An 18,005-nucleotide genomic window follows, 5' to 3' on the forward strand; every position below is an offset into this window, starting at 1 on the left:
TTTACGGCTTATGCCGTGATCTCCCCGGAGACGAGTTCTTGGTTGACTCCGTCGCTGACGTTCAGCTCCCGCCTACCCGACAGCTTGACACCTGCAACGGGTGCCAGGACCACACGGTTTTGCCGTACGCTTATCCACGCCGTCGTCTCAGCGTAAACCAGCGTCCACCGCAACCCGCCCAACGTCCGTGACGACGGCCGACGCCCTCTGAGTGGGACGGGATGGCGATAGATGCGCACTGATTTGGGTCGGCCGACAACAGAAATATTTTTGATTTACAGAAACTTTCTGCTTGACGCAATTTCCGTAAATCAGAACTGATTTGCCCGTCGGGTCAGTTTGCCGCACATTACCTGCCGTCAGCGCGATATGGCACATTGATCGTGCGATGAAGACCTATGGAATGATGGTCAATCTCACTTCGGAGCAGGACGGCTGGCCAGGGACGACGTCGCCAAATTTCTCGAAGGCAAGCGCTTCGATGAACGCACGCTGGCCGTCGAGGGCCTCAAATATCTGAAGGGCCGTCCCTCAGGGCGGCGCGAGCCGATCTAGTTCAGGACGGCGTCGAGCAACTCGTCTGGCAGAAAGGGTTTCATCAGGAAGCGCGTATCCTGCGGAATGTAAGGTGGGCCGCGTCCGGACACCATCACCACGTTCAAAAGGGGGAACTTGCGTTTGGCGTACTGCGCCAGCGCGACGCCGGACATATCGCCCGCAAGATTTACGTCCGTTACCAGGGCCCGCAGTTCAGTGCCGGTCGCAACCAGCACGAGTTCGGCCGCCTCCGCGCTCGCGCACTCGACCACTTCGAGGCCTTGCTCTTTGAGCAGGTCAGCCAAGAACGCCCGCTGCAACGGGTCGTCTTCCACAACAAGCGCAATAAAATTCATCATGGCGGCCTCTTGAGTATTCAATCCCGGAAAGCGGTTATTGTTCAACCGGCCCTCGCCTGGCCACCCGATCGGCCGCGATCGTGCTGGCTTAAGGGTTCCCCGATGTATCGCGGTTTTGTTCGACCGCCCTTATCGCCACGTTGGTAAGCCGCATGCGACTGCGCACACCTGCACGCCAGGCGTCCGCGATGGCGTTTGCGGCCACGGTCTGTGTCTCCCGGAATTCGACGGCCTGCTCGGTGCGAATGAGATAGTCCATCGCGATGTTGAGCGCGTCGTCCATCACATTATCGAATTCGCCAAACCGCCAAGGGTACATGGGACGAACCTGAACCGGAGATATTCTCATCCTTGAAGGCCACCACGCGTCGTGCCTGACGCCGGGCTGTCGATCTTCTCCAGCCTCTCGGCGTCGGCGTCGTACTGTTTGGACAATTCTTTCAGTTTCACCGAGGCCTCGAGGTCGCTCATCGTCAGCGCGAGGCGGCCTGCTCGTCGGGCTTGCTCTCGGAGATCTTCGCTTTGCTTGCTCATCTGAGCTAACCCTGAGAGTCCGCTAACCGACACAAGGGTCATTCGTTCCGGGGCGACCGCATCTTCTGTTTTTGGGGAGCAGCCAAGGAAACGGCCCCAGTGGGAGGGGGTTAATGGCTGGGGCCGCCATTCCGCATCGGACGCAAATCAGCGGTAATCGCCCGATGGACTAAACCAAGTTCCGTGGGAAATGTTGGTTCCACATCACGGCGGCTTGTTCTGCTTCTGGGAACGCAGCCCGGCCCGCTCCGGTTTTATTCGTGGGGCAGCAAGACACTGGTGGGCTGCCATGTGGACCTCGCTATTGGCGCTTTCCGCCGCCGCCATCGTCCTACCGGCAATCGTGGTCGTTGGCCTGTTCCGGCTTGCGGCCTTGAAGCGGCCCGGCGACCTGAAGGCCCCGTCCCAGGCGGACGAATGGGCCTCCTCGCACGAACTGCAGACACCTAAATAGGTCAGCCGCCCTGCTGGATTCCATTGACCTTCGGGTTCCATCTGGCGCGCGGTTTCCCGCGCGCTGTTGCGCCGATGCGACAATTGATTAATCGATCTCGTGCTACCTCTCGGACGGCTCGGGCCGCACGCGACGTGCGATTCTTGGTTTGTGACTCATGGGGAGCACCATGGAATGAACCGTTGCTTGCGCTCACTGTCCTGTCTTCTCGCCGCAACCGCGCTCGCCCTGTTCGCGCCCGAGGCGACGGCGCGGACCAATCCCAAACAGCAACCCGCCAAAAAAACGCACGATGCGAAGAAAACGCTCGATGCGAAAAAGGATGCTGGTCCGCCACGCACCGCTGCGGCCGAAAAGCGCCGCCATGCGAAACTTGCGAAGAACGCGAAACATGCCGACGCGAAGAAGAAGTCAAAGCGTGCAAAGGACGCCCCCGCTCCCAAGGAGACTGCCAAGGAGACAGCCAAAGAGACCGTTCCGGCACTGACCGGCGATCTCGCGCTGGTGAAGGAAGCGATCAATCTCGCGCGCAAGGCGAAGACCGACGAGGCGACCGCGACGCGCAACAGGATCGCTGATCCGGCCGCCCAGAAGCTGGTCGAATGGTTCATCCTGCGCCACTCCGAGACCACGGCGAATTTCAGCCGCTATGCCGCCTTCATCGCCGCCCATCCGGAATGGCCGAGCGCGGCGCAGCTGCGCCGGCGGGCCGAAGCGCGGCTGTGGCAGGAGCGCGCCGATGGCGCCAAGGTGCGGGGCTTCACCGGTGAGGCGCCGATCAGCGCCAGGGGCAAACTGGCGCTCGCGCGCGTCAAGCTCAGTGAAGGCGATCGCGACGGCGCGGGCCGGCTGGTGCGCGACGCGTGGCGTTCGGACGAATTGTCGGAGCGCGTCGAACCCGACGTGCTGGAGCAGTTCCGCGACCTTCTCACCCGCGACGATCACCGCGCGCGGATGGACAAGCGCATCGGCGCCAAGGATCTCGCAGGCGCGAAGCGCGCCGCCAAACTCCTCGGCGACGACGACCTGGCGATCGTAAAGGCCTGTGCCGCGGTCAGGGGCAAATCGAACAAGGCCAAGGAAGCGCTTGACGACGTTCCGGCGGCGGCGCGCGCCGATCTCGGCTACACGCTGTGCCGGATACAGTGGATGCTCGCCGAGAAGCGCATTGACGACGCGGCGCGCCTGATGCTGGCCGCCTCGCCGGAAACGATGGCGCTGCAGGACACCGATCAATGGTGGCGCGAGCGGCGCTCGCTCGCCCGCAAGCTGCTCGATGAAGGTAAGTTCCTGACCGCCTACCAGGTCATCCAGCCCGCGGCGCTGGCGGCGAATGAATACTACCGGTCCGACTACCACTTCATGTGCGGCTGGATCGCCCTGCGCTATCTCGATGAGCCCGTCAGCGCGCGGGCGCATTTCGCCCGCATCGACGAGGGCCAGGCCAATCCCACCGTGCTGTCGCGGGCACATTACTGGCGCGGGCGGGTCGCCGAAGCCCTTGGCGACAAGGACATGATGCGCACGAGCTATGAAGCTGCCGCGCGCTACCCGACCGCCTATTACGGCCAGCTCGCGCACGCCAAACTTGGCCGCGACAAGATCGAATTGCGCCCGCCCTCTCCGGCGCTCGCGTCGGCCGGCGCATCGAGCGTCGACGAACGCGTTCGCGCCGCCGACATGCTCTACGAGATCGGCGAGCGCGACGTCGTGCTCTATTTCGTCACCGATCTCGGCGAGCAAAGCTCCAATGTGGCGCTGCTCGAAGCGCTCGGCGAACTCACCGGCCGCCGCAACGATGCCCGCGCGATGCTGCAGATCGGAAAACCCTCGCTCGGCCGCGGGCTGGCGCTCGACCATTACGCGTTCCCGACCATCGGAATTCCGCCGCACAAGCAGATCGCGCCCGAGATCGAGCACAGCATGATCTACTCGGTGGCGCGCACCGAGAGCGCGTTCGACCAGCGCGACAAGTCTCACGCCAATGCGGTCGGACTGATGCAGATCACCCCGGAGGCCGGACGCGATACCGCCAAGCGCTTTGGCGTCAAATATGATTGGGACCGGATGGTTTCCGATCCCGTCTACAACACCCAAATGGGCGCCGGCGAACTCAGCGCGCTGCTCCGCGAATACAAGGGCTCCCACATCATGACCTTCGCCGGCTACAACGCCGGTCGCGGCCGGGTCCGGGACTGGATCAAGGCGTATGGCGACCCGCGCGATCCCAAGGTCGATCCGGTCGACTGGGTCGAGCGCATTCCGTTCTCCGAGACGCGAAACTATGTCCAGCGCGTGATCGAGAATCTGGCGGTCTACCGCGTCCGCTTCGACAGCGGCACGGCGATGGCGGCGAAGAGCGGCGAGCGCGTCGCGACGCAGGAGACGAATGCGGCACCGGCGGCTCCGGCAAGCGCGGCGCAATAGACTCTCTCACCGTCGTCCCGGCCTTGAGCCGGGACGACGAGGATATTCAATCCACCTTCACATTGGCGGCCTTGATCATCGGCCACCATTTTGCGATTTCCGCCTTCTGCCACTCACCGAGCGCTTCGGGCGTCAGCTTGTCCTTCGGCGTCATTTGCAGGCCGAGGTTTTCGAGCTGCTTGCGCACCGCCGGATCGTTCAACGCCTCGACGGCCGCCGCGTTCAACCTGGTGACGATTTCCTTCGGCGTACCCTTCGGCACCCACAAGCCCGACCACAGCGTCATGTGAAATCCGCGCAAGCCCGCTTCTTCGGCAGTCGGAATGTCGGCGGCGGATTCCGAGCGCTTGGTATCGGTGACGGCATAGCCGCGGATGGTTCCGGCGCGCACCTGGTTGATCGAATTGGAGAGCTGATCGACGATCATATCGATCTGTCCGGCGACGAGGTCGTTCATGGCCGGCCCGGTGCCGCGATACGGCACATACTGCAGCTTGATGCCAGTGACGTTCTCGAAATAGAGCCCGGCGATGTGACTGCCCGATCCGGCACCGGCGGTACCGGTCGCCGCCGGCTCGGGCCTCGCCTTGAGCCACGCCAGCAATTCGCCCAGCGATTTCGCCGGCACCGCGTTCTTGCTGACGACGATCATCGTGTTGCTCGGCAGAAGCACCACCGGCTCGAGATCGGTGACGAGGTCGTAGCCGAGCTTGTTGTAGATCGCGCCGTTGGCCACGTGGGTGCCGAGATGGCCGAAGCTGATGGTGTAGCCGTCCGGCGGTGACCGCACCGCGCGGCCGACGCCGATCGAACCGGCGGCACCGGTGACGTTCTCGATCTGGACGACCTCGCCGAGCGTCGCCTTCATGCGCTCGGCCAGGATTCGCGCCATCACGTCCGACGGGCCACCGGCGGAGAACGGCACGATGATGGTGATGGGACGCGAGGGGAAATTCTGCGCTGACGCGGCGCCGCCGAACGCCAACACCGAAAGCGCAGCCAGTAATAATTTTCGCATCAACCCCTCCCCTCAAAAACGTTTCACCGTCATTGCGAGCGGAGCGAAGCAATCCATTGGGCCGGAAAGTAGGTGTGGATTGCTTCGTCGCTACGCTCCTCGCAATGACGTCCCATAGTTTCGCACGGCTTAAAATTGCGCGTAGTCGATCGGCTGATGACGATCGAGCGTGCGCGTGACCGGCGGCAACGGATACTTGAGTCCTGTCGCGCAATTGAACAGCATCACGCGATCATTCTTCGTGACGCGGCCGTCGGCAAGACTCTGCTTGTAGGCAGCATAGGTCGCCGCGCCCTCCGGACACAACAGAAAGCCTTCCTCGCGCGCCACTTCATTGAGCGCAGCAGAAATCTTCTCGTCATCGACCGCGATGGCGAAACCCTTGCTCTCGCGGACCGCGCGCAGGATAAGAAAATCTCCGACCGCCTGCGGCACGCGGATGCCCGATGCAATAGTGTGGGCGTCTTCCCAGCGCGGCGCGTGCTCGGTGCCGTTCTCGAAGGCACGGACCATCGGCGCGCAGCCCGAGGCCTGCACGGCGACCATCCGCGGTCGCTTGGAACCGATGAAGCCGATGGCCTCGAGTTCAGCGAACGCCTTCCACATCCCGATCAGGCCGGTGCCGCCGCCGGTCGGATAGAAGATCACGTCGGGCACGTCCCAGCCGAGCTGTTCGGCGAGCTCGAGCCCCATCGTCTTCTTGCCTTCGATCCGGTACGGCTCCTTCAGGGTCGAGGTGTCGAACCAGCCGGCCTTTGCCTTGCCTTCGCCGACGATCTTGCCGCAATCGTCGATCAGCCCGTTGACGCGATAGACCGTGGCGCCCTGCAGCTCGATCTCGCTGACGTTCACTTCCGGTGTATCGGCCGGGCAGAAGATCGTGGTCTTGATGCCGCAGGAGGTGGCGTAGGCGGCGAGCGCCGCGCCGGCATTGCCGTTGGTCGGCATCGCCATGTGCTTGATGCCGAGCGCCTTGCCCATCGACACCGCCATCACGAGGCCGCGGGCCTTGAACGATCCGGTCGGCAGCCGGCCTTCATCTTTGACGATGATCTCGCCGCCGCCGAGCTTCTTGCCGAGCTTTGGCAGCCGGATCAGCGGCGTCGTCACCTCGCCGAGGCTGACAATGTCAGTCACCTTGCGCACCGGGAGCATCTCGCGGTAGCGCCACATGTCGGCCGGCCGCTGCGCCAGCGCGTCCTTGGTCAGCGCTTTCTTGACGCCGGCAAGATCGTAGCGCACCAGCAGCGGCTTGTTCGCCTTGGAGAGATTGTGGATCTGGTCGGCGGGATAATGATCGCCTTCCATCGCGCATTCGAGATGGGTGACGAACGTCGGACGCTCGATGGTCAGGTTGTCGTTGTCTTTCACGGGCTTTGTTCTTTCTTCTTGCGTCAACGGCATTCACTGCTGTCATTGCCGGGCTTGACCCGGCAATCCATCGCCTTCGAAAGAGTCTTGCGAAGCGCGATGGATGCGCGGGTCAAGCCCGCGCATGACAAGCTACATGTTCAGCACGCGGCCATAGGCATCGAGCACCGCTTCCTTCATCATTTCAGACAGCGTCGGATGCGGGAAGATGGTGTGCATCAGCTCTTCTTCCGTCGTCTCCAGATTCATCGCCACGACATAGCCCTGGATCAGTTCGGTGACTTCGGCGCCGATCATGTGGGCGCCGAGCAACTGGCCGGTCTTCTTGTCGAAGATCACCTTGACGAGGCCCTGGTCCTCGCCGAGCGCGATCGCCTTGCCGTTGCCGACGAACGGAAAACGTCCGACGCGGATTTCGCGGCCGCCCTCTTTCGCTTTGGCCTCGGTGAGGCCGACCGAGGCGACCTGTGGGTGGCAATAGGTGCAGCCGGGAATGAGGTTCTTGTCCATGGCGTGCGGATGCAGGCCCTTGATCGCCTCTATGCAGACCACGCCCTCATGCTCGGCTTTGTGCGCCAGCATCGGAGGGCCTGCGACGTCGCCGATGGCGTAGATGCCCGGCACATTGGTCTTGCCATAGCCGTCGATCACGACACAGCCACGATCGGTTTTGACGCCGAGCTTTTCCAGACCGAGGTTTTCGATATTGCCGACGACGCCGACCGCAGAAATCACCCGGTCGACTTCGATGCTCTGCGTTTTGCCCTTGCCGTCGTCGATGGTGGCGACCACGCTGTCGCTCTTCTTCTCGAGTTTTGTGACTTTGGTATTGGTGAGGAGCTTGATGCCCTGCTTCTCGAACGCCTTGTGGGCGAACTTCGATATTTCGGCGTCTTCCACCGGCAGGATCTGCGGCAGCACTTCGACAACAGTCACTTCGGAGCCCATGGTGCGGAAGAAGGAAGCGAATTCCATGCCGATCGCGCCGGAGCCGACCACCAGCAGCGACTTCGGCATCTTGTCCGGCACCATCGCCTCGAAATAGGTCCAGACCAGCTTCTTGTCGGGCTCCAGCCCCGGCAGGACGCGCGGTCGCGCGCCGGTGGCAAGGATGATGTGCTTGGCCTGATAGGCGCCCTCACCCAAGGTGCCCTTCGGCGCCTCGACCGCGGATTTCTTCACCGTGACCTTGCCCGGCGCGTCGATCGAGGCGTCGCCCCAGATGATCGAAACCTTGTTCTTCTTCATCAGGAAGCCGACGCCGTCATTGAGGCGTTTTGAAACCCCGCGCGAGCGCTGCACCACCGCCTTCGGGTCGTAGGACACTTTCTCGGCCGACAGGCCGTAATCCTTGGCGTGCTGCATGTAGTGGTAGATTTCCGCCGAGCGTAACAGCGCCTTGGTCGGGATGCAGCCCCAGTTCAGGCAGATGCCGCCGAGATAGGATTTTTCCACGATCGCGGTCTTGAACCCGAGCTGCGCGGCGCGGATCGCCGTGACGTAACCGCCGGGGCCGGAGCCGATGATGATGACGTCAAAGGAAGTGTCGGCCATGCGCTCATTCTCATCATTCAACCGGACTATTAGCCTCCGTCATTGCGAGGAGCACTTGCGACGAAGCAATCCATGTTTCCGGTGGTGAAATGGATTGCTTCGCTGCGCTCGCAATGACGGCTGTCACACCATCATCATGACGGGGTTTTCGATCAGCCGCCTGAAGGCGCCGATCAGCTCGGCGCCGAGCGCGCCGTCAATGGCGCGGTGGTCGCAGGACAGTGTCGCGCTCATCACATGCGCGGCCTCGATCTTGCCATTGCGTACCACCGCCCGCTCTTCGCTGGCGCCGACCGCGAGTATCGTCGACTGCGGCGGATTGATCACGGCCGTGAAATGGCTGATGCCGAACATGCCGAGGTTGGAAACGGACGACGTACCGCCCTGATATTCCTGGGGCTTGAGTTTTCGCGTCCGCGCGCGGGCTGCGAGGTCCTTCATCTCGTTCGAAATGGTCGACAGCGACTTGCTCTCCGCATTGCGGATGATCGGCGTAATAAGGCCGCCGGGCATTGCCACGGCGACACCGACGTCGGAATGCTTGTGCTTGACCATGCCGGCTTCGGTCCAGCTGACATTGCAGTCCGGCACCTGCTGGAGCGCGACGGCGAGCGCCTTGATGACGAAGTCGTTGACCGACAGCTTGTAGAGCGGCTTCTTCTCCTTGTCCTTGGGAGCCGCCGCATTGATCTGCTCGCGCGCCTCGAGCAGCCGTCCGATGTCGCAGTCGATGGTGAGGTAGAAGGTCGGAATGCTCTGCGTGGCCGCAGTCAGGCGCTGAGCGATGGTACGGCGCATGCCGTCATGCGGCACGATCTCGTAGGAGCCTTCCTCGAACAGCGCGAGGATCTGCTTATCCGACATCGCGGGCGCGATGCTCGGCGCGGCGCCAGGCGCAGCGGCCGGCGCCTTGAGGCCCTTGCCGGATTTGGCTCCTTCAACATCGCGGGCGACGATGCGGCCGTGCGGACCCGAACCGTTGATGCGCCCGAGTTCGATGCCGGCTTCTTTTGCCAAACGCCGCGCGAGCGGTGATGAGAACACGCGGGCGTGGCCATTGGCTTGAGGAGTTGCGGCTTGCGGGGCGGAAGCCGCCGCCTGCGGCGCGGCAGCCTGTGTCGGCCCGGTTGCTGCGGGCTTCGGCGCGGGCGCGGCGGCAGGCGCCGGTGCGGCTGCAGCAGGTGCGGCAGCGGGCGCAGGTGCGGCTTTTGCAGCCGGCGCAGGCGCGGCTCCGGCGGCCTTCACATCCTCGCCATCGCCGGCCAGGACCGCGATGATGTCGTTGACGGGAACGTCCTGCGTGCCTTCAGGCACCAGGATTTTGGCGATCGTGCCCTCGTCGACGGCCTCGACTTCCATCGTCGCCTTGTCGGTCTCGATCTCAGCGATCACGTCGCCGGACTTGACCTTGTCGCCCTCTTTCTTGAGCCACTTGGCAAGGTTGCCCTTTTCCATCGTCGGCGACAGCGCGGGCATCAAAATGTTGATCGGCATTGTCAGTGACCCTGTTGCGACCGCAGCGTGGTATTACCCACGTCGGTCGGCCGATTTATTTCGGCTTCGAACATTTCGACGATACGCGCCAGCGCCTCGTCCTCGGTGTGGCCGCTTTCGCGCGCATAGGCCCTTGCGGCATGGCGCGCGATATCGACCAGCAGCAGGCCCCACATATCCGGCTCCTCGAACGCGCGCTGGAACGCGATCGAGAGCCCGCCATCGACCACGAAGGCGCGCAGCACTTCGATTGCGTCGTCACGGCCGATGACGTCGGGCGGTAAGGGTTGCTCCTTGGGACCGGCCATCGGAGCCTACCGGTATGAAACGGCTTTGGCGGCGGCGACCACCTCGGCGACATTGGGCAATGCGAGCTTTTCCAAATTCGCCGCATAGGGCATCGGCACGTCCTTGCCCGACACCCGCGCCACCGGCGCATCCAGATAGTCGAAGGCCTGCTCCATGATGCGGGCGGCGATCTCGGCGCCGACGCCGCTCTGCTGCCAGCCCTCCTCCACCGTGACCGCGCGGCCGGTCTTCTTGACCGAGGCGATGATGGTGTCGGTGTCCATCGGCCGGAGCGTGCGCAGGTCGATCACCTCGGCCTCGATGCCTTCTTTTGCCAACTCATCGGCGGCCTTGAGCGCGTAGCTCATGCCGTTCGACCAGGAGATCAGCGTGACGTGGCCGCCGGAGCGGACGATGCGCGCCTTGCCGATCGGGATCACGTAGTCGTCGAGCTTCGGGACCTCGCCGGTGTGGCCGTACAGCATCTCGTTTTCGAGGAAGATCACCGGGTTGGGATCGCGGATTGCGGCTTTCAGCAAGCCCTTGTAGTCGGCGGCCGAGAACGGCGCGACGACCTTCAATCCCGGAATCTGCGAGTACCAGGCCGAATAATCCTGGCTGTGCTGGGCGGCGACGCGGGAAGCTGCGCCGTTGGGGCCACGGAACACGATCGAGCAGCCCATCTGGCCGCCGGACATGTACAGCGTCTTGGCCGCCGAATTGATGATCTGGTCGATCGCCTGCATCGCGAAATTGAACGTCATGAATTCGACGATCGGCTTCAGGCCGGACATCGCCGCGCCGACGCCGACGCCGGCAAAACCATGCTCGGTGATCGGCGTATCGATCACGCGCCTGGCGCCGAATTCCTGCAGCAGGCCCTGCGTCACCTTGTAGGCGCCCTGATATTCGGCGACCTCTTCGCCCATGATGAATACGTCGGGGTCGCGCCGCATCTCTTCGGCCATCGCGTCGCGCAGCGCTTCACGGATGGTCTGGGAGATCATCTCGGTGCCCTCAGGCACTTCCGGATCGGGCTCGGCCACCGCTGCGGGTGCCGCGGTCGCCTGCGGCGCCGAGATCATCGACTTGCCTTCGCCGACCGGCGAACGGGATTCTTCGACCTCCTTCGCGACACTGGGCGCGGGAGCTGGTGCTGCGGCCTTGCCGAGATCGGCAGCGCTTTCGCCATCGGCCAAAATGGTCGCGATCGGCGTATTGACCGCGACGTCGTTAGTGCCTTCCGGGATCAATATCTTGCCGAGCGTGCCCTCATCGGTCGCCTCGACTTCCATCGTCGCCTTGTCGGTTTCGATCTCGGCGATGACATCGCCCGACCTGATCGTCTCGCCTTCCTTCTTCAGCCATTTGGCAAGGTTGCCCTTCTCCATGGTTGGCGAAAGCGCAGGCATCAATACTTGAATGGGCATATCGGCTCCCGAAATCACTCTTTAGTTTTGTTCTGCGCGTGGCTTGATTATCAGCGGTACACGTCGGTCCAGAGCTCGGACGCATCGGGCTCGGGATCGTGCTGGGCGAAATCCGCCGACTCATTGACGATCTCGCGCACTTCGGCGTCGATGGCCTTCAATTCCTGCTCGGTGACCTTGGCCGCCAGCAGGCGATTGCGCACCTGCTCGATCGGATCCTGGTCGTGGCGGACCTTTTCGACCTCCTCGCGGGTCCGGTACTTCGCCGGATCCGACATCGAATGGCCGCGGTAGCGATAGGTCTGCATTTCCAGAATGAACGGCCCCTTGCCGGCGCGGCAATGGGCCACCGCCTTGTCGCCGGCGGCCTTCACCGCACGCACGTCCATGCCATCGACCTGTTCGCCGGGGATGTTGAAGGAAATGCCGCGCTTGGAGAAATCGGTCTGGGCGGACGAGCGCGTCACCGACGTGCCCATGGCGTAGCGGTTGTTCTCGATGATGTAGATCACCGGCAACTTCCACAGCTCCGCCATGTTGAAGCTCTCATAGACCTGCCCCTGGTTGGAGGCGCCGTCGCCGAAATAGGCCAGGCTGACGAAATCATTGCCGCGGTAGCGGTTGGCGAAGGCGAGCCCCGTCCCGAGCGAAACCTGGGCGCCGACGATGCCGTGGCCGCCGTAGAAATTCTGCTCCTTGCTGAACATGTGCATGGAGCCGCCCTTGCCCTTGGAATAGCCGCCCCGGCGTCCGGTCAATTCGGCCATCACGCCTTTGGCTTCCATCCCGCAAGCCAGCATATGCCCGTGGTCGCGGTATCCCGTTATGACCTGATCGCCCTTCTTCAGAGCCATCTGCATGCCGACCACGATGGCTTCCTGGCCGATATAGAGATGGCAGAAGCCGCCGATCGCGCCCATGCCGTAGAGCTGGCCGGCCTTTTCCTCGAAACGGCGGATCAGCAGCATGTCCCGCAGGGCTGCCAGTTCCTGCGCCTTGGTGAATTCCGGTGGAGAGCTGAAGCTTTTCTCTTGACCCTTCTCTTTCCCATTTTCCTGCCCTGCTTCCTTGGTGACGGTTTTTTTGGGTGCGGCCATGGCAATTCCGGATGAGAGAGAAGGATCAGCCTCTCTAACCCAACTCAAACCGCCGTGAAAGGATTGCGTGCGCTCGGGAAAATATTGCTATGCCGCAGTGCAACGCGGCGCGACATTTTTGTAATCGATATCGCGAGATTTTGAAATTTGCGGAATCCGGCCGGCCGTCATCCCGGCGTAACAGTCGGGGCGCGCGAGCCGCAAGCAGCCTGAAAGTCAGTTCGGCTTGAGGACCTTGATCAGGTCGCGGGGGTTGGCGTAGTCGAGCTGGAAGCGTGCGCGCTCGTCCAGCATGTCGGGGTCGACCCGGTCGGAGCGGAGCAGCGAAACGCGCTGCTCGCCCTGGGCCCGTTCCCGCTTCAGCCGCGCCAATTCGGACGTCAGCGCGATGATCTCCTGATCGAGCTCCTGCCGCGCGTTGAGCCCGTATTTGCCGGTATAGGCGTTGACGCCGAAATAGCCGACCATCAGCGCCGCCATCGTGTAGAGGGCGAGCCCGGTCAGTATCGATTTCAGTCGGGTGCGGGAGACCATGGCGCCAAGATGCGACGGCCAGGTTAATGGAATCCTAAGATGGCCGACGCGGGGCACAATTGGCGCCCCGTCATTGCGAGCCACCGGGTCGCGCGAACGAACGCCCGATGACAGCCTCCGCGAAGCAATCCATGGCGCGGCATAACGGACAGATGGATTTGCTTCGCTTCGCTCGCAATGACGCTGAGAGTGCAGCCTAGCCGTTCTGCTTTTCGATAAAGGCCGCGAATGCATCGATATACTGCTGCAGCGTCTTCTGCAGCGTTTCCTTGGTGAGGGCGCCCTTGTCGTCGAAGGCGTCGCCGACGCCGTTCAGGTAGATCTCGGGCTGACCGAGAATCGGCCCCGAGATGCCCGGCAGGATGTTCTGCAGATGCTTGGCCGCGCTGACGCCGCCGAGCGCTCCCGGCGAGTTGCTGACGATGCCGACCGGCTTGCCGAGGAACGAGCTCTTGCCATAGGGGCGCGAGCCGACGTCGATGGCGTTCTTCAGGACGCCCGGGATCGAGCGGTTATATTCGGGCGTCACGAACAGCACGCCGTTCGACTTCTGCAGTTTTTCGCGGAACGCGAGCCAATCGGCCGGCGGCGCGGCTTCCAGATCCTGGTTGAAGAAGGAAATGCCTTCCAGCGTGGTGACGTCGAGCTTCAGCGAGGCCGGCGCGAGCTTGGCCAGGGCATTGGCGATCTTGAGAGAAAAGCTCTCCTTGCGGAGCGAGCCGACGATGGTGACGATGCTGTGAGCCATTGGAATTCCCTTTTGAAGCTGAAGCGCCGGCGCTCACTTACGCCACATCGACACAAGGATGCAAGTGCATGAAATGAGCAATTCTGGAAACGCAGCGTTCGCATAATTCTTGTGGATCAAGAAAAAGTGCTTGAGCCAACGCTGAAAGAGCATCCGCCCGGGGCACACATCTTGCGGATCGGCGCGGAGGAACCAACTTGGCCGACGAGCCTTATGAATGCAATCTCAGCGCCGATGGCCCCGTCGGCTTCGGAGTGAATTCATGCCCTCGCGTTTTTTCCAGGCGGCTATCGTCGTCCTGATCGTGCTGCTCGCCGCTCTGGTCGGACAGCCTTATCTCGACCGGCTGCTGTTCGCAGCCACCACCCCGCGGCCCGTGACGGCGAGAAGTGATCTTGCGGAAGCCGAGCGCGCGACCGTCAGCCTGTTCGAGCGGGTATCACCCTCGGTGGTTCAGGTCGTCGGCGCCGGCCCCGGTGCCGGTTCGACGGATCTCGAGGGCGAAGCCGGACGCGAGCAGAGCGGCACCGGCTTCGTCTGGGACGGCGCCGGACATATCGTGACGAACAATCACGTAGTTGCCGGAACCAGGGATGTTGCGATCCGCTTCGCCAGCGGCGAAGTCGTTGGCGCCTCGATCGTGGGAACGGCGCCGAACTACGATCTTGCGGTCGTCAGGGTGCGAAGCACCCGTAACCTGCCCAGTCCGATCGTGGTCGGCAGCTCCGCCGACCTGAAGGTCGGCCAGGCGGCCTTCGCCATCGGCAACCCGTTCGGCCTCGACCAGTCGCTCACCACAGGCGTGATCAGCGCCTTGAAGCGGCGGCTGCCGACCAGCGCCGGCCGGGAAATCGGCAACATGATTCAGACCGATGCTGCGGTTAATCCCGGCAATTCCGGTGGCCCGCTGCTCGATTCCGCAGGACGCCTGATCGGCGTCACCACGGCAATCATTTCTCCGTCCGGCTCCAACGCCGGCATCGGATTCGCCATTCCGGTAGATACCGTGAACCGGGTCGTGCCTGAACTTATCCAGAAGGGACGCGTTCCGACTCCGGGCATCGGGATCGTCGCCGCCAACGAGGCCGTCGCAACCCGGCTCGGCATTGAAGGCGTCGTGGTGGTGCGGGCAATGCCGGGTTCGCCCGCCGCAACAGCCGGATTGCGCGGCATCGACCAGGTCGCGGGTGAACTCGGCGACATCATCACCAGCGCCAACGGAAAGCCGACCCGGCGGCTGTCCGATTTGATCGAGCAGCTCGAGGCCGTGGGCGTCGGGCGGGAGATCGAACTTTCGGTCAAGCGCGGCGATCGATCGACGACCGTTCGGGTCAAACTCGAGGACGTCGGCCGGTCCGGCTAGGCCGCCAGCAGGCGGCCTGCCCTGCGCGCTGTGAAAACGTTGAAACTTCCTAGCCCTCCACCATTACCCCTTGCTCGGATTGATCAGGAATTTCTCGCCGGTGGCGCGCTTGTTGTAGACGTCGATATTGGCGAGATCGAGCGTCTCCTGCAGCGACACCACCTTGGTGTAGTGACTGGCAAACGTGGTCTTGAGTTCGGAGGCGACGCGCTGGCGCAATTTGCCGATGTCGGCCGGGCCGATCTTTTGCAGGAACGGCGTGAGCAGCCAGCCGCCGACCGCCCAGGTCAAGCCGAACGCGCGGCTCAACTCAGTCGGACCGGTGTTCAGGCTGCCGTAGATATAGACCTGCTTAAACACATTCGAGCCGTAGCGGCTGTATTCCTTGGCGGTCTTGTTGGCCGCCGTCTCCATGCAAGTGAGGATTTGGCTCGCAAGCTTGCCGCCGCCGATGGCATCGAACGCGATCGTGGCGCCGGTCTCCACCAGCGCATTGGTGAGATCGTCCATGAAGCCGTCGGCGGTGGAATCGACGACATATTTGGCGCCGATCTTGTGCAGGATATCCGCCTGCTCCTTGCTGCGCACGATGTTGACGAGGCCGATGCCGTCCTTGATGCAGATCTTGTTAAGCATCTGGCCGAGGTTCGAGGCGGCAGCGGTATGCACCAGCGCCTTGTGATTTTCGCGCCGCATGGTCTCGGTCATGCCGAGCGCGGTCAGTGGATTGACGAACCAGGACGCGCCGTCGGCAGCGGTGGTACCGGCGGGCAGCTCCATCACGTCCCTCACCTTCAACGTGCGATACTGCGCGTACATCGCGCCGCCGATCATCGAGACCGTCTTGCCCATTAGCGCCTTGGCGGCATCCGACGATCCGGTTCGGATCACGGTGCCGGCGCCCTCGTTACCGACCGGCAGCGACTGATCAAGCCGCGCCCCCATCATCCGCATCACGGCTTCCGGCATCTTCGCCGTGACCACAGGCTGGTCCTTGGTGCCCGAGACCTTGGCCGTCGACATGTCGGCGGGGCCGATCAGGAGCCCGAGGTCGGACGGATTGATCGGCGAGGCCTCGACGCGAACGACGACCTCATCGTCGGCCGGTTCTGGAGTCGGGACGCTGGCCAGAGATAGCTCGAGTTCGCCGCTCTTCTTCAGCAGCGAACGCAGCTGCAGCCCGGTGTTGCCGTCACTCATACTTAATTCCTCCCTGCCGGCGGTTCGGCGTCGCCGATCCGCGCTTTGTGTCAGCGATATGGTCGCGGCCAGCGGTGATGTCCACCGGTATCAGCAATTTCAATCAAATTGCGCGCCCGAACCAGGGTCCGCCGACGCGTTGCACTCCGGCAACAGTTCCCGGAAACCGTCCCGTAACAGCCGTTTCCGCCCTTGCACGCCCACATTGTGAGCCGAAACATTGGGGCGTCGCGTGCTTAGCTGTGCAACTGACTCGAGCCTCGGAGGCTGGAATCATGAACCCGCGTCGGCTTGCTACCGAGATGTGGCCCACGCTCGTTTTCACGGGCGGACTTGTGGTGTGGTTTGCCGTCGTCGGTTTGACCGGCACGGAGAAGGTCAACGCGGTGCGCGTCGTGGACCGCCTCGCACCATCTCTTGCCGCCAACGCCGCCTTGGTGGCCGCACCGCCGGCATCCGCGATGAGCCATTCAGCCGCTACGACAGGCAATCCGATCATCAAGCGTGCTGACGTGGCAAAGGCCGCCGAACTTCTGGCGGAGGTGGCGGTCGACGCCGCAGCAGCGCCGGACAAGCAGCAAACCATCGTCGTGGCCGCGCTCAACGATCCGGCAGAAATGCTACCGCCGGTAGTCCCAACCGTCCAGGCGCCAACCGCCAGCACGTCCAACCCGGAGGTGGCCGTCGCCGTCACAGCCGCCCCGGACAAGCAGCACACCATCGTCGTAGCCGCGCTGAGCGATCCTGCGGAAATTCTGCCGCCGGAAATCCCGACCTTCCCGGCGCCAACCGCAAGCACAGCCGCCGCAACGACGCCCGGCCGCGTCGAGCTTGTCGGCGAATGCCAGGTGGCAGAGGCCTGCATCGACCAGTTTCTGTGGGCGCTTTACCAGCGGACGCCCAAGGAGGACACAACCAAGGAGCGTGAGCTCAGGAAAGTGACGATCAAGAGGAAGGGCAAACTGGTGACGGTCACCAGAAGCTTTACCAAGCTCGTCGATAACGATTTCACGTGGAAGGATCCCAAGGCGGCGGAACGAGTCGGCATGCCGATGATGGACTACGTGATCGGCGGCATGGATCGCAGCTTCAAGATCAAGCTGTTTCATACGCTCTACGCCGCCGAGGCCGCCGGACTGCGACCTGGCATCACCAGCGCCTTCCGCGACGACTACCGTCAATCGATCGCAAGCGGCCTGAAGGCGGCGGCCAACCGGTCGTTTCACGGCGGCAGTCTGCGCGGCGGCTATGGCCGCGGGCTTGCCGCCGATATTGTGAGCGTCAACGGCGGCAATCGCGCGCAGCGATGGGCTTCCACCGAAGTGCTCTGGAAATGGGTCGACGCGAACGGAAAACAGTTCGGGATCGGCAGGCCGTATCTCGCCTACGATCCACCGCATGTCGGCCCGATCGACGGCCCGGAATATGCGTCCCGCCGCGGCGGAACGAAGACGGCGGCCGCCGATGCGAAGAAGCGGCAGAAACAGGTCGTTCAGGCCAAGGCCAGCACGGCCAAGTCCAGCATGGCGAAGCGCCAGATCACCGCGAAACCGCCGAGCAGCAAGCCGGCTAGCCGGCTTGCTGCGGCGCGCTAGCT

Annotated in this window: 17 protein-coding genes; 4 read left to right on the forward strand and 13 right to left on the reverse strand. The window is 63.1% G+C overall.

Annotated features, from left to right (window positions below; genetic code table 11):
* Window positions 1–551: 551 nt before the first annotated feature.
* The 3 genes from JQ558_RS29220 to JQ558_RS29230 form a co-directional block, all read right to left on the reverse strand.
* Complete coding sequence (locus JQ558_RS29220) at window positions 552–941, reverse strand: response regulator (RefSeq protein WP_312014806.1); 390 nt, start codon at window positions 939–941, stop codon at window positions 552–554.
* Between the two features lie 43 nt (window positions 942–984).
* Window positions 985–1,179: a hypothetical protein gene (locus JQ558_RS29225; RefSeq protein WP_212214325.1), complete on the reverse strand. Its 195-nt coding sequence runs from the start codon at window positions 1,177–1,179 to the stop codon at window positions 985–987.
* A gap of 62 nt (window positions 1,180–1,241) precedes the next feature.
* The gene (locus JQ558_RS29230) at window positions 1,242–1,430 is read right to left on the reverse strand and encodes a hypothetical protein (RefSeq protein ID WP_212214328.1); all 189 of its coding nucleotides are present in this window, start codon (window positions 1,428–1,430) and stop codon (window positions 1,242–1,244) included.
* 289 nt (window positions 1,431–1,719) lie between these two features.
* On the opposite strand from JQ558_RS29230, the gene JQ558_RS29235 reads away from it, so the two are divergent.
* Both JQ558_RS29235 and JQ558_RS29240 read left to right on the forward strand, forming a co-directional pair.
* Entirely contained in the window at window positions 1,720–1,884 is a 165-nt protein-coding gene (locus JQ558_RS29235) for a hypothetical protein (RefSeq protein ID WP_212272352.1), read from the forward strand.
* Between the two features lie 174 nt (window positions 1,885–2,058).
* A complete protein-coding gene (locus tag JQ558_RS29240; protein WP_212295947.1) occupies window positions 2,059–4,311 on the forward strand; it encodes a lytic transglycosylase domain-containing protein in 2,253 nt (750 codons plus the stop codon).
* Between the two features lie 46 nt (window positions 4,312–4,357).
* Here JQ558_RS29240 and JQ558_RS29245 read toward each other — a convergent pair whose 3' ends face one another.
* The 9 genes from JQ558_RS29245 to JQ558_RS29285 form a co-directional block, all read right to left on the reverse strand.
* On the reverse strand, window positions 4,358–5,329 hold the full coding sequence (locus JQ558_RS29245) for a tripartite tricarboxylate transporter substrate binding protein BugD (RefSeq protein ID WP_212295948.1): 972 nt from the start codon (window positions 5,327–5,329) through the stop codon (window positions 4,358–4,360).
* A 129-nt stretch (window positions 5,330–5,458) separates the two neighbouring features.
* Window positions 5,459–6,700 (reverse strand): threonine synthase, encoded by a 1,242-nt coding sequence (locus tag JQ558_RS29250; protein WP_212295949.1) that lies wholly within the window; start codon window positions 6,698–6,700, stop codon window positions 5,459–5,461.
* A gap of 132 nt (window positions 6,701–6,832) precedes the next feature.
* On the reverse strand, window positions 6,833–8,254 hold the full coding sequence (lpdA, locus tag JQ558_RS29255; protein WP_212295950.1) for a dihydrolipoyl dehydrogenase: 1,422 nt from the start codon (window positions 8,252–8,254) through the stop codon (window positions 6,833–6,835).
* A gap of 123 nt (window positions 8,255–8,377) precedes the next feature.
* Window positions 8,378–9,748: a pyruvate dehydrogenase complex dihydrolipoamide acetyltransferase gene (locus tag JQ558_RS29260; RefSeq protein WP_212295951.1), complete on the reverse strand. Its 1,371-nt coding sequence runs from the start codon at window positions 9,746–9,748 to the stop codon at window positions 8,378–8,380.
* A 2-nt stretch (window positions 9,749–9,750) separates the two neighbouring features.
* Window positions 9,751–10,056, reverse strand: a complete 306-nt coding sequence (locus JQ558_RS29265) for a DUF5076 domain-containing protein (RefSeq protein ID WP_192739539.1) — start codon at window positions 10,054–10,056, stop codon at window positions 9,751–9,753.
* Between the two features lie 6 nt (window positions 10,057–10,062).
* Window positions 10,063–11,466 (reverse strand): pyruvate dehydrogenase complex E1 component subunit beta, encoded by a 1,404-nt coding sequence (locus tag JQ558_RS29270; protein ID WP_212295952.1) that lies wholly within the window; start codon window positions 11,464–11,466, stop codon window positions 10,063–10,065.
* A gap of 50 nt (window positions 11,467–11,516) precedes the next feature.
* Window positions 11,517–12,563 carry a pyruvate dehydrogenase (acetyl-transferring) E1 component subunit alpha gene (gene pdhA / locus JQ558_RS29275; protein WP_212295953.1) on the reverse strand — a complete coding sequence of 349 codons (1,047 nt, stop codon included), beginning with the start codon at window positions 12,561–12,563 and terminating at the stop codon, window positions 11,517–11,519.
* Between the two features lie 216 nt (window positions 12,564–12,779).
* Window positions 12,780–13,097: a septum formation initiator family protein gene (locus JQ558_RS29280; RefSeq protein WP_192739542.1), complete on the reverse strand. Its 318-nt coding sequence runs from the start codon at window positions 13,095–13,097 to the stop codon at window positions 12,780–12,782.
* Between the two features lie 196 nt (window positions 13,098–13,293).
* Window positions 13,294–13,845 carry an NADPH-dependent FMN reductase gene (locus JQ558_RS29285; protein ID WP_212214354.1) on the reverse strand — a complete coding sequence of 184 codons (552 nt, stop codon included), beginning with the start codon at window positions 13,843–13,845 and terminating at the stop codon, window positions 13,294–13,296.
* Window positions 13,846–14,107: 262 nt separating this feature from the next.
* Here JQ558_RS29285 and JQ558_RS29290 point away from each other — a divergent pair, with 262 nt between their 5' ends.
* The gene (locus JQ558_RS29290; protein ID WP_212214356.1) at window positions 14,108–15,208 is read left to right on the forward strand and encodes a S1C family serine protease; all 1,101 of its coding nucleotides are present in this window, start codon (window positions 14,108–14,110) and stop codon (window positions 15,206–15,208) included.
* 63 nt (window positions 15,209–15,271) lie between these two features.
* Here JQ558_RS29290 and JQ558_RS29295 read toward each other — a convergent pair whose 3' ends face one another.
* Entirely contained in the window at window positions 15,272–16,408 is a 1,137-nt protein-coding gene (locus tag JQ558_RS29295; RefSeq protein WP_212295954.1) for a zinc-binding dehydrogenase, read from the reverse strand.
* Window positions 16,409–16,683: 275 nt separating this feature from the next.
* Between JQ558_RS29295 and JQ558_RS29300 the strand changes: the two genes are divergently transcribed.
* On the forward strand, window positions 16,684–18,003 hold the full coding sequence (locus JQ558_RS29300; protein WP_312015047.1) for a hypothetical protein: 1,320 nt from the start codon (window positions 16,684–16,686) through the stop codon (window positions 18,001–18,003).
* Window positions 18,004–18,005 lie beyond the last annotated feature (2 nt).

The sequence above is a fragment of the Bradyrhizobium sp. AUGA SZCCT0160 genome, from assembly GCF_018130105.1.
Classification (GTDB): domain Bacteria; phylum Pseudomonadota; class Alphaproteobacteria; order Rhizobiales; family Xanthobacteraceae; genus Bradyrhizobium.

Excerpts from the sequence above, each read along its gene's own strand:
- JQ558_RS29225 (WP_212214325.1), bottom strand. The coding sequence starts at position 1,179 with ATGGACGACGCGCTCAACATCGCGATGGACTATCTCATTCGCACCGAG.
- JQ558_RS29230 (WP_212214328.1), bottom strand. The coding sequence starts at position 1,430 with ATGAGCAAGCAAAGCGAAGATCTCCGAGAGCAAGCCCGACGAGCAGGC.
- JQ558_RS29235 (WP_212272352.1), top strand. The coding sequence starts at position 1,720 with ATGTGGACCTCGCTATTGGCGCTTTCCGCCGCCGCCATCGTCCTACCG.
- JQ558_RS29240 (WP_212295947.1), top strand. The coding sequence starts at position 2,059 with ATGAACCGTTGCTTGCGCTCACTGTCCTGTCTTCTCGCCGCAACCGCG.
- JQ558_RS29245 (WP_212295948.1), bottom strand. The coding sequence starts at position 5,329 with ATGCGAAAATTATTACTGGCTGCGCTTTCGGTGTTGGCGTTCGGCGGC.
- lpdA (WP_212295950.1), bottom strand. The coding sequence starts at position 8,254 with ATGGCCGACACTTCCTTTGACGTCATCATCATCGGCTCCGGCCCCGGC.
- JQ558_RS29260 (WP_212295951.1), bottom strand. The coding sequence starts at position 9,748 with ATGCCGATCAACATTTTGATGCCCGCGCTGTCGCCGACGATGGAAAAG.
- JQ558_RS29265 (WP_192739539.1), bottom strand. The coding sequence starts at position 10,056 with ATGGCCGGTCCCAAGGAGCAACCCTTACCGCCCGACGTCATCGGCCGT.
- JQ558_RS29270 (WP_212295952.1), bottom strand. The coding sequence starts at position 11,466 with ATGCCCATTCAAGTATTGATGCCTGCGCTTTCGCCAACCATGGAGAAG.
- pdhA (WP_212295953.1), bottom strand. The coding sequence starts at position 12,563 with ATGGCCGCACCCAAAAAAACCGTCACCAAGGAAGCAGGGCAGGAAAAT.
- JQ558_RS29280 (WP_192739542.1), bottom strand. The coding sequence starts at position 13,097 with ATGGTCTCCCGCACCCGACTGAAATCGATACTGACCGGGCTCGCCCTC.
- JQ558_RS29285 (WP_212214354.1), bottom strand. The coding sequence starts at position 13,845 with ATGGCTCACAGCATCGTCACCATCGTCGGCTCGCTCCGCAAGGAGAGC.
- JQ558_RS29290 (WP_212214356.1), top strand. The coding sequence starts at position 14,108 with ATGCCCTCGCGTTTTTTCCAGGCGGCTATCGTCGTCCTGATCGTGCTG.
- JQ558_RS29295 (WP_212295954.1), bottom strand. The coding sequence starts at position 16,408 with ATGAGTGACGGCAACACCGGGCTGCAGCTGCGTTCGCTGCTGAAGAAG.
- JQ558_RS29300 (WP_312015047.1), top strand. The coding sequence starts at position 16,684 with ATGAACCCGCGTCGGCTTGCTACCGAGATGTGGCCCACGCTCGTTTTC.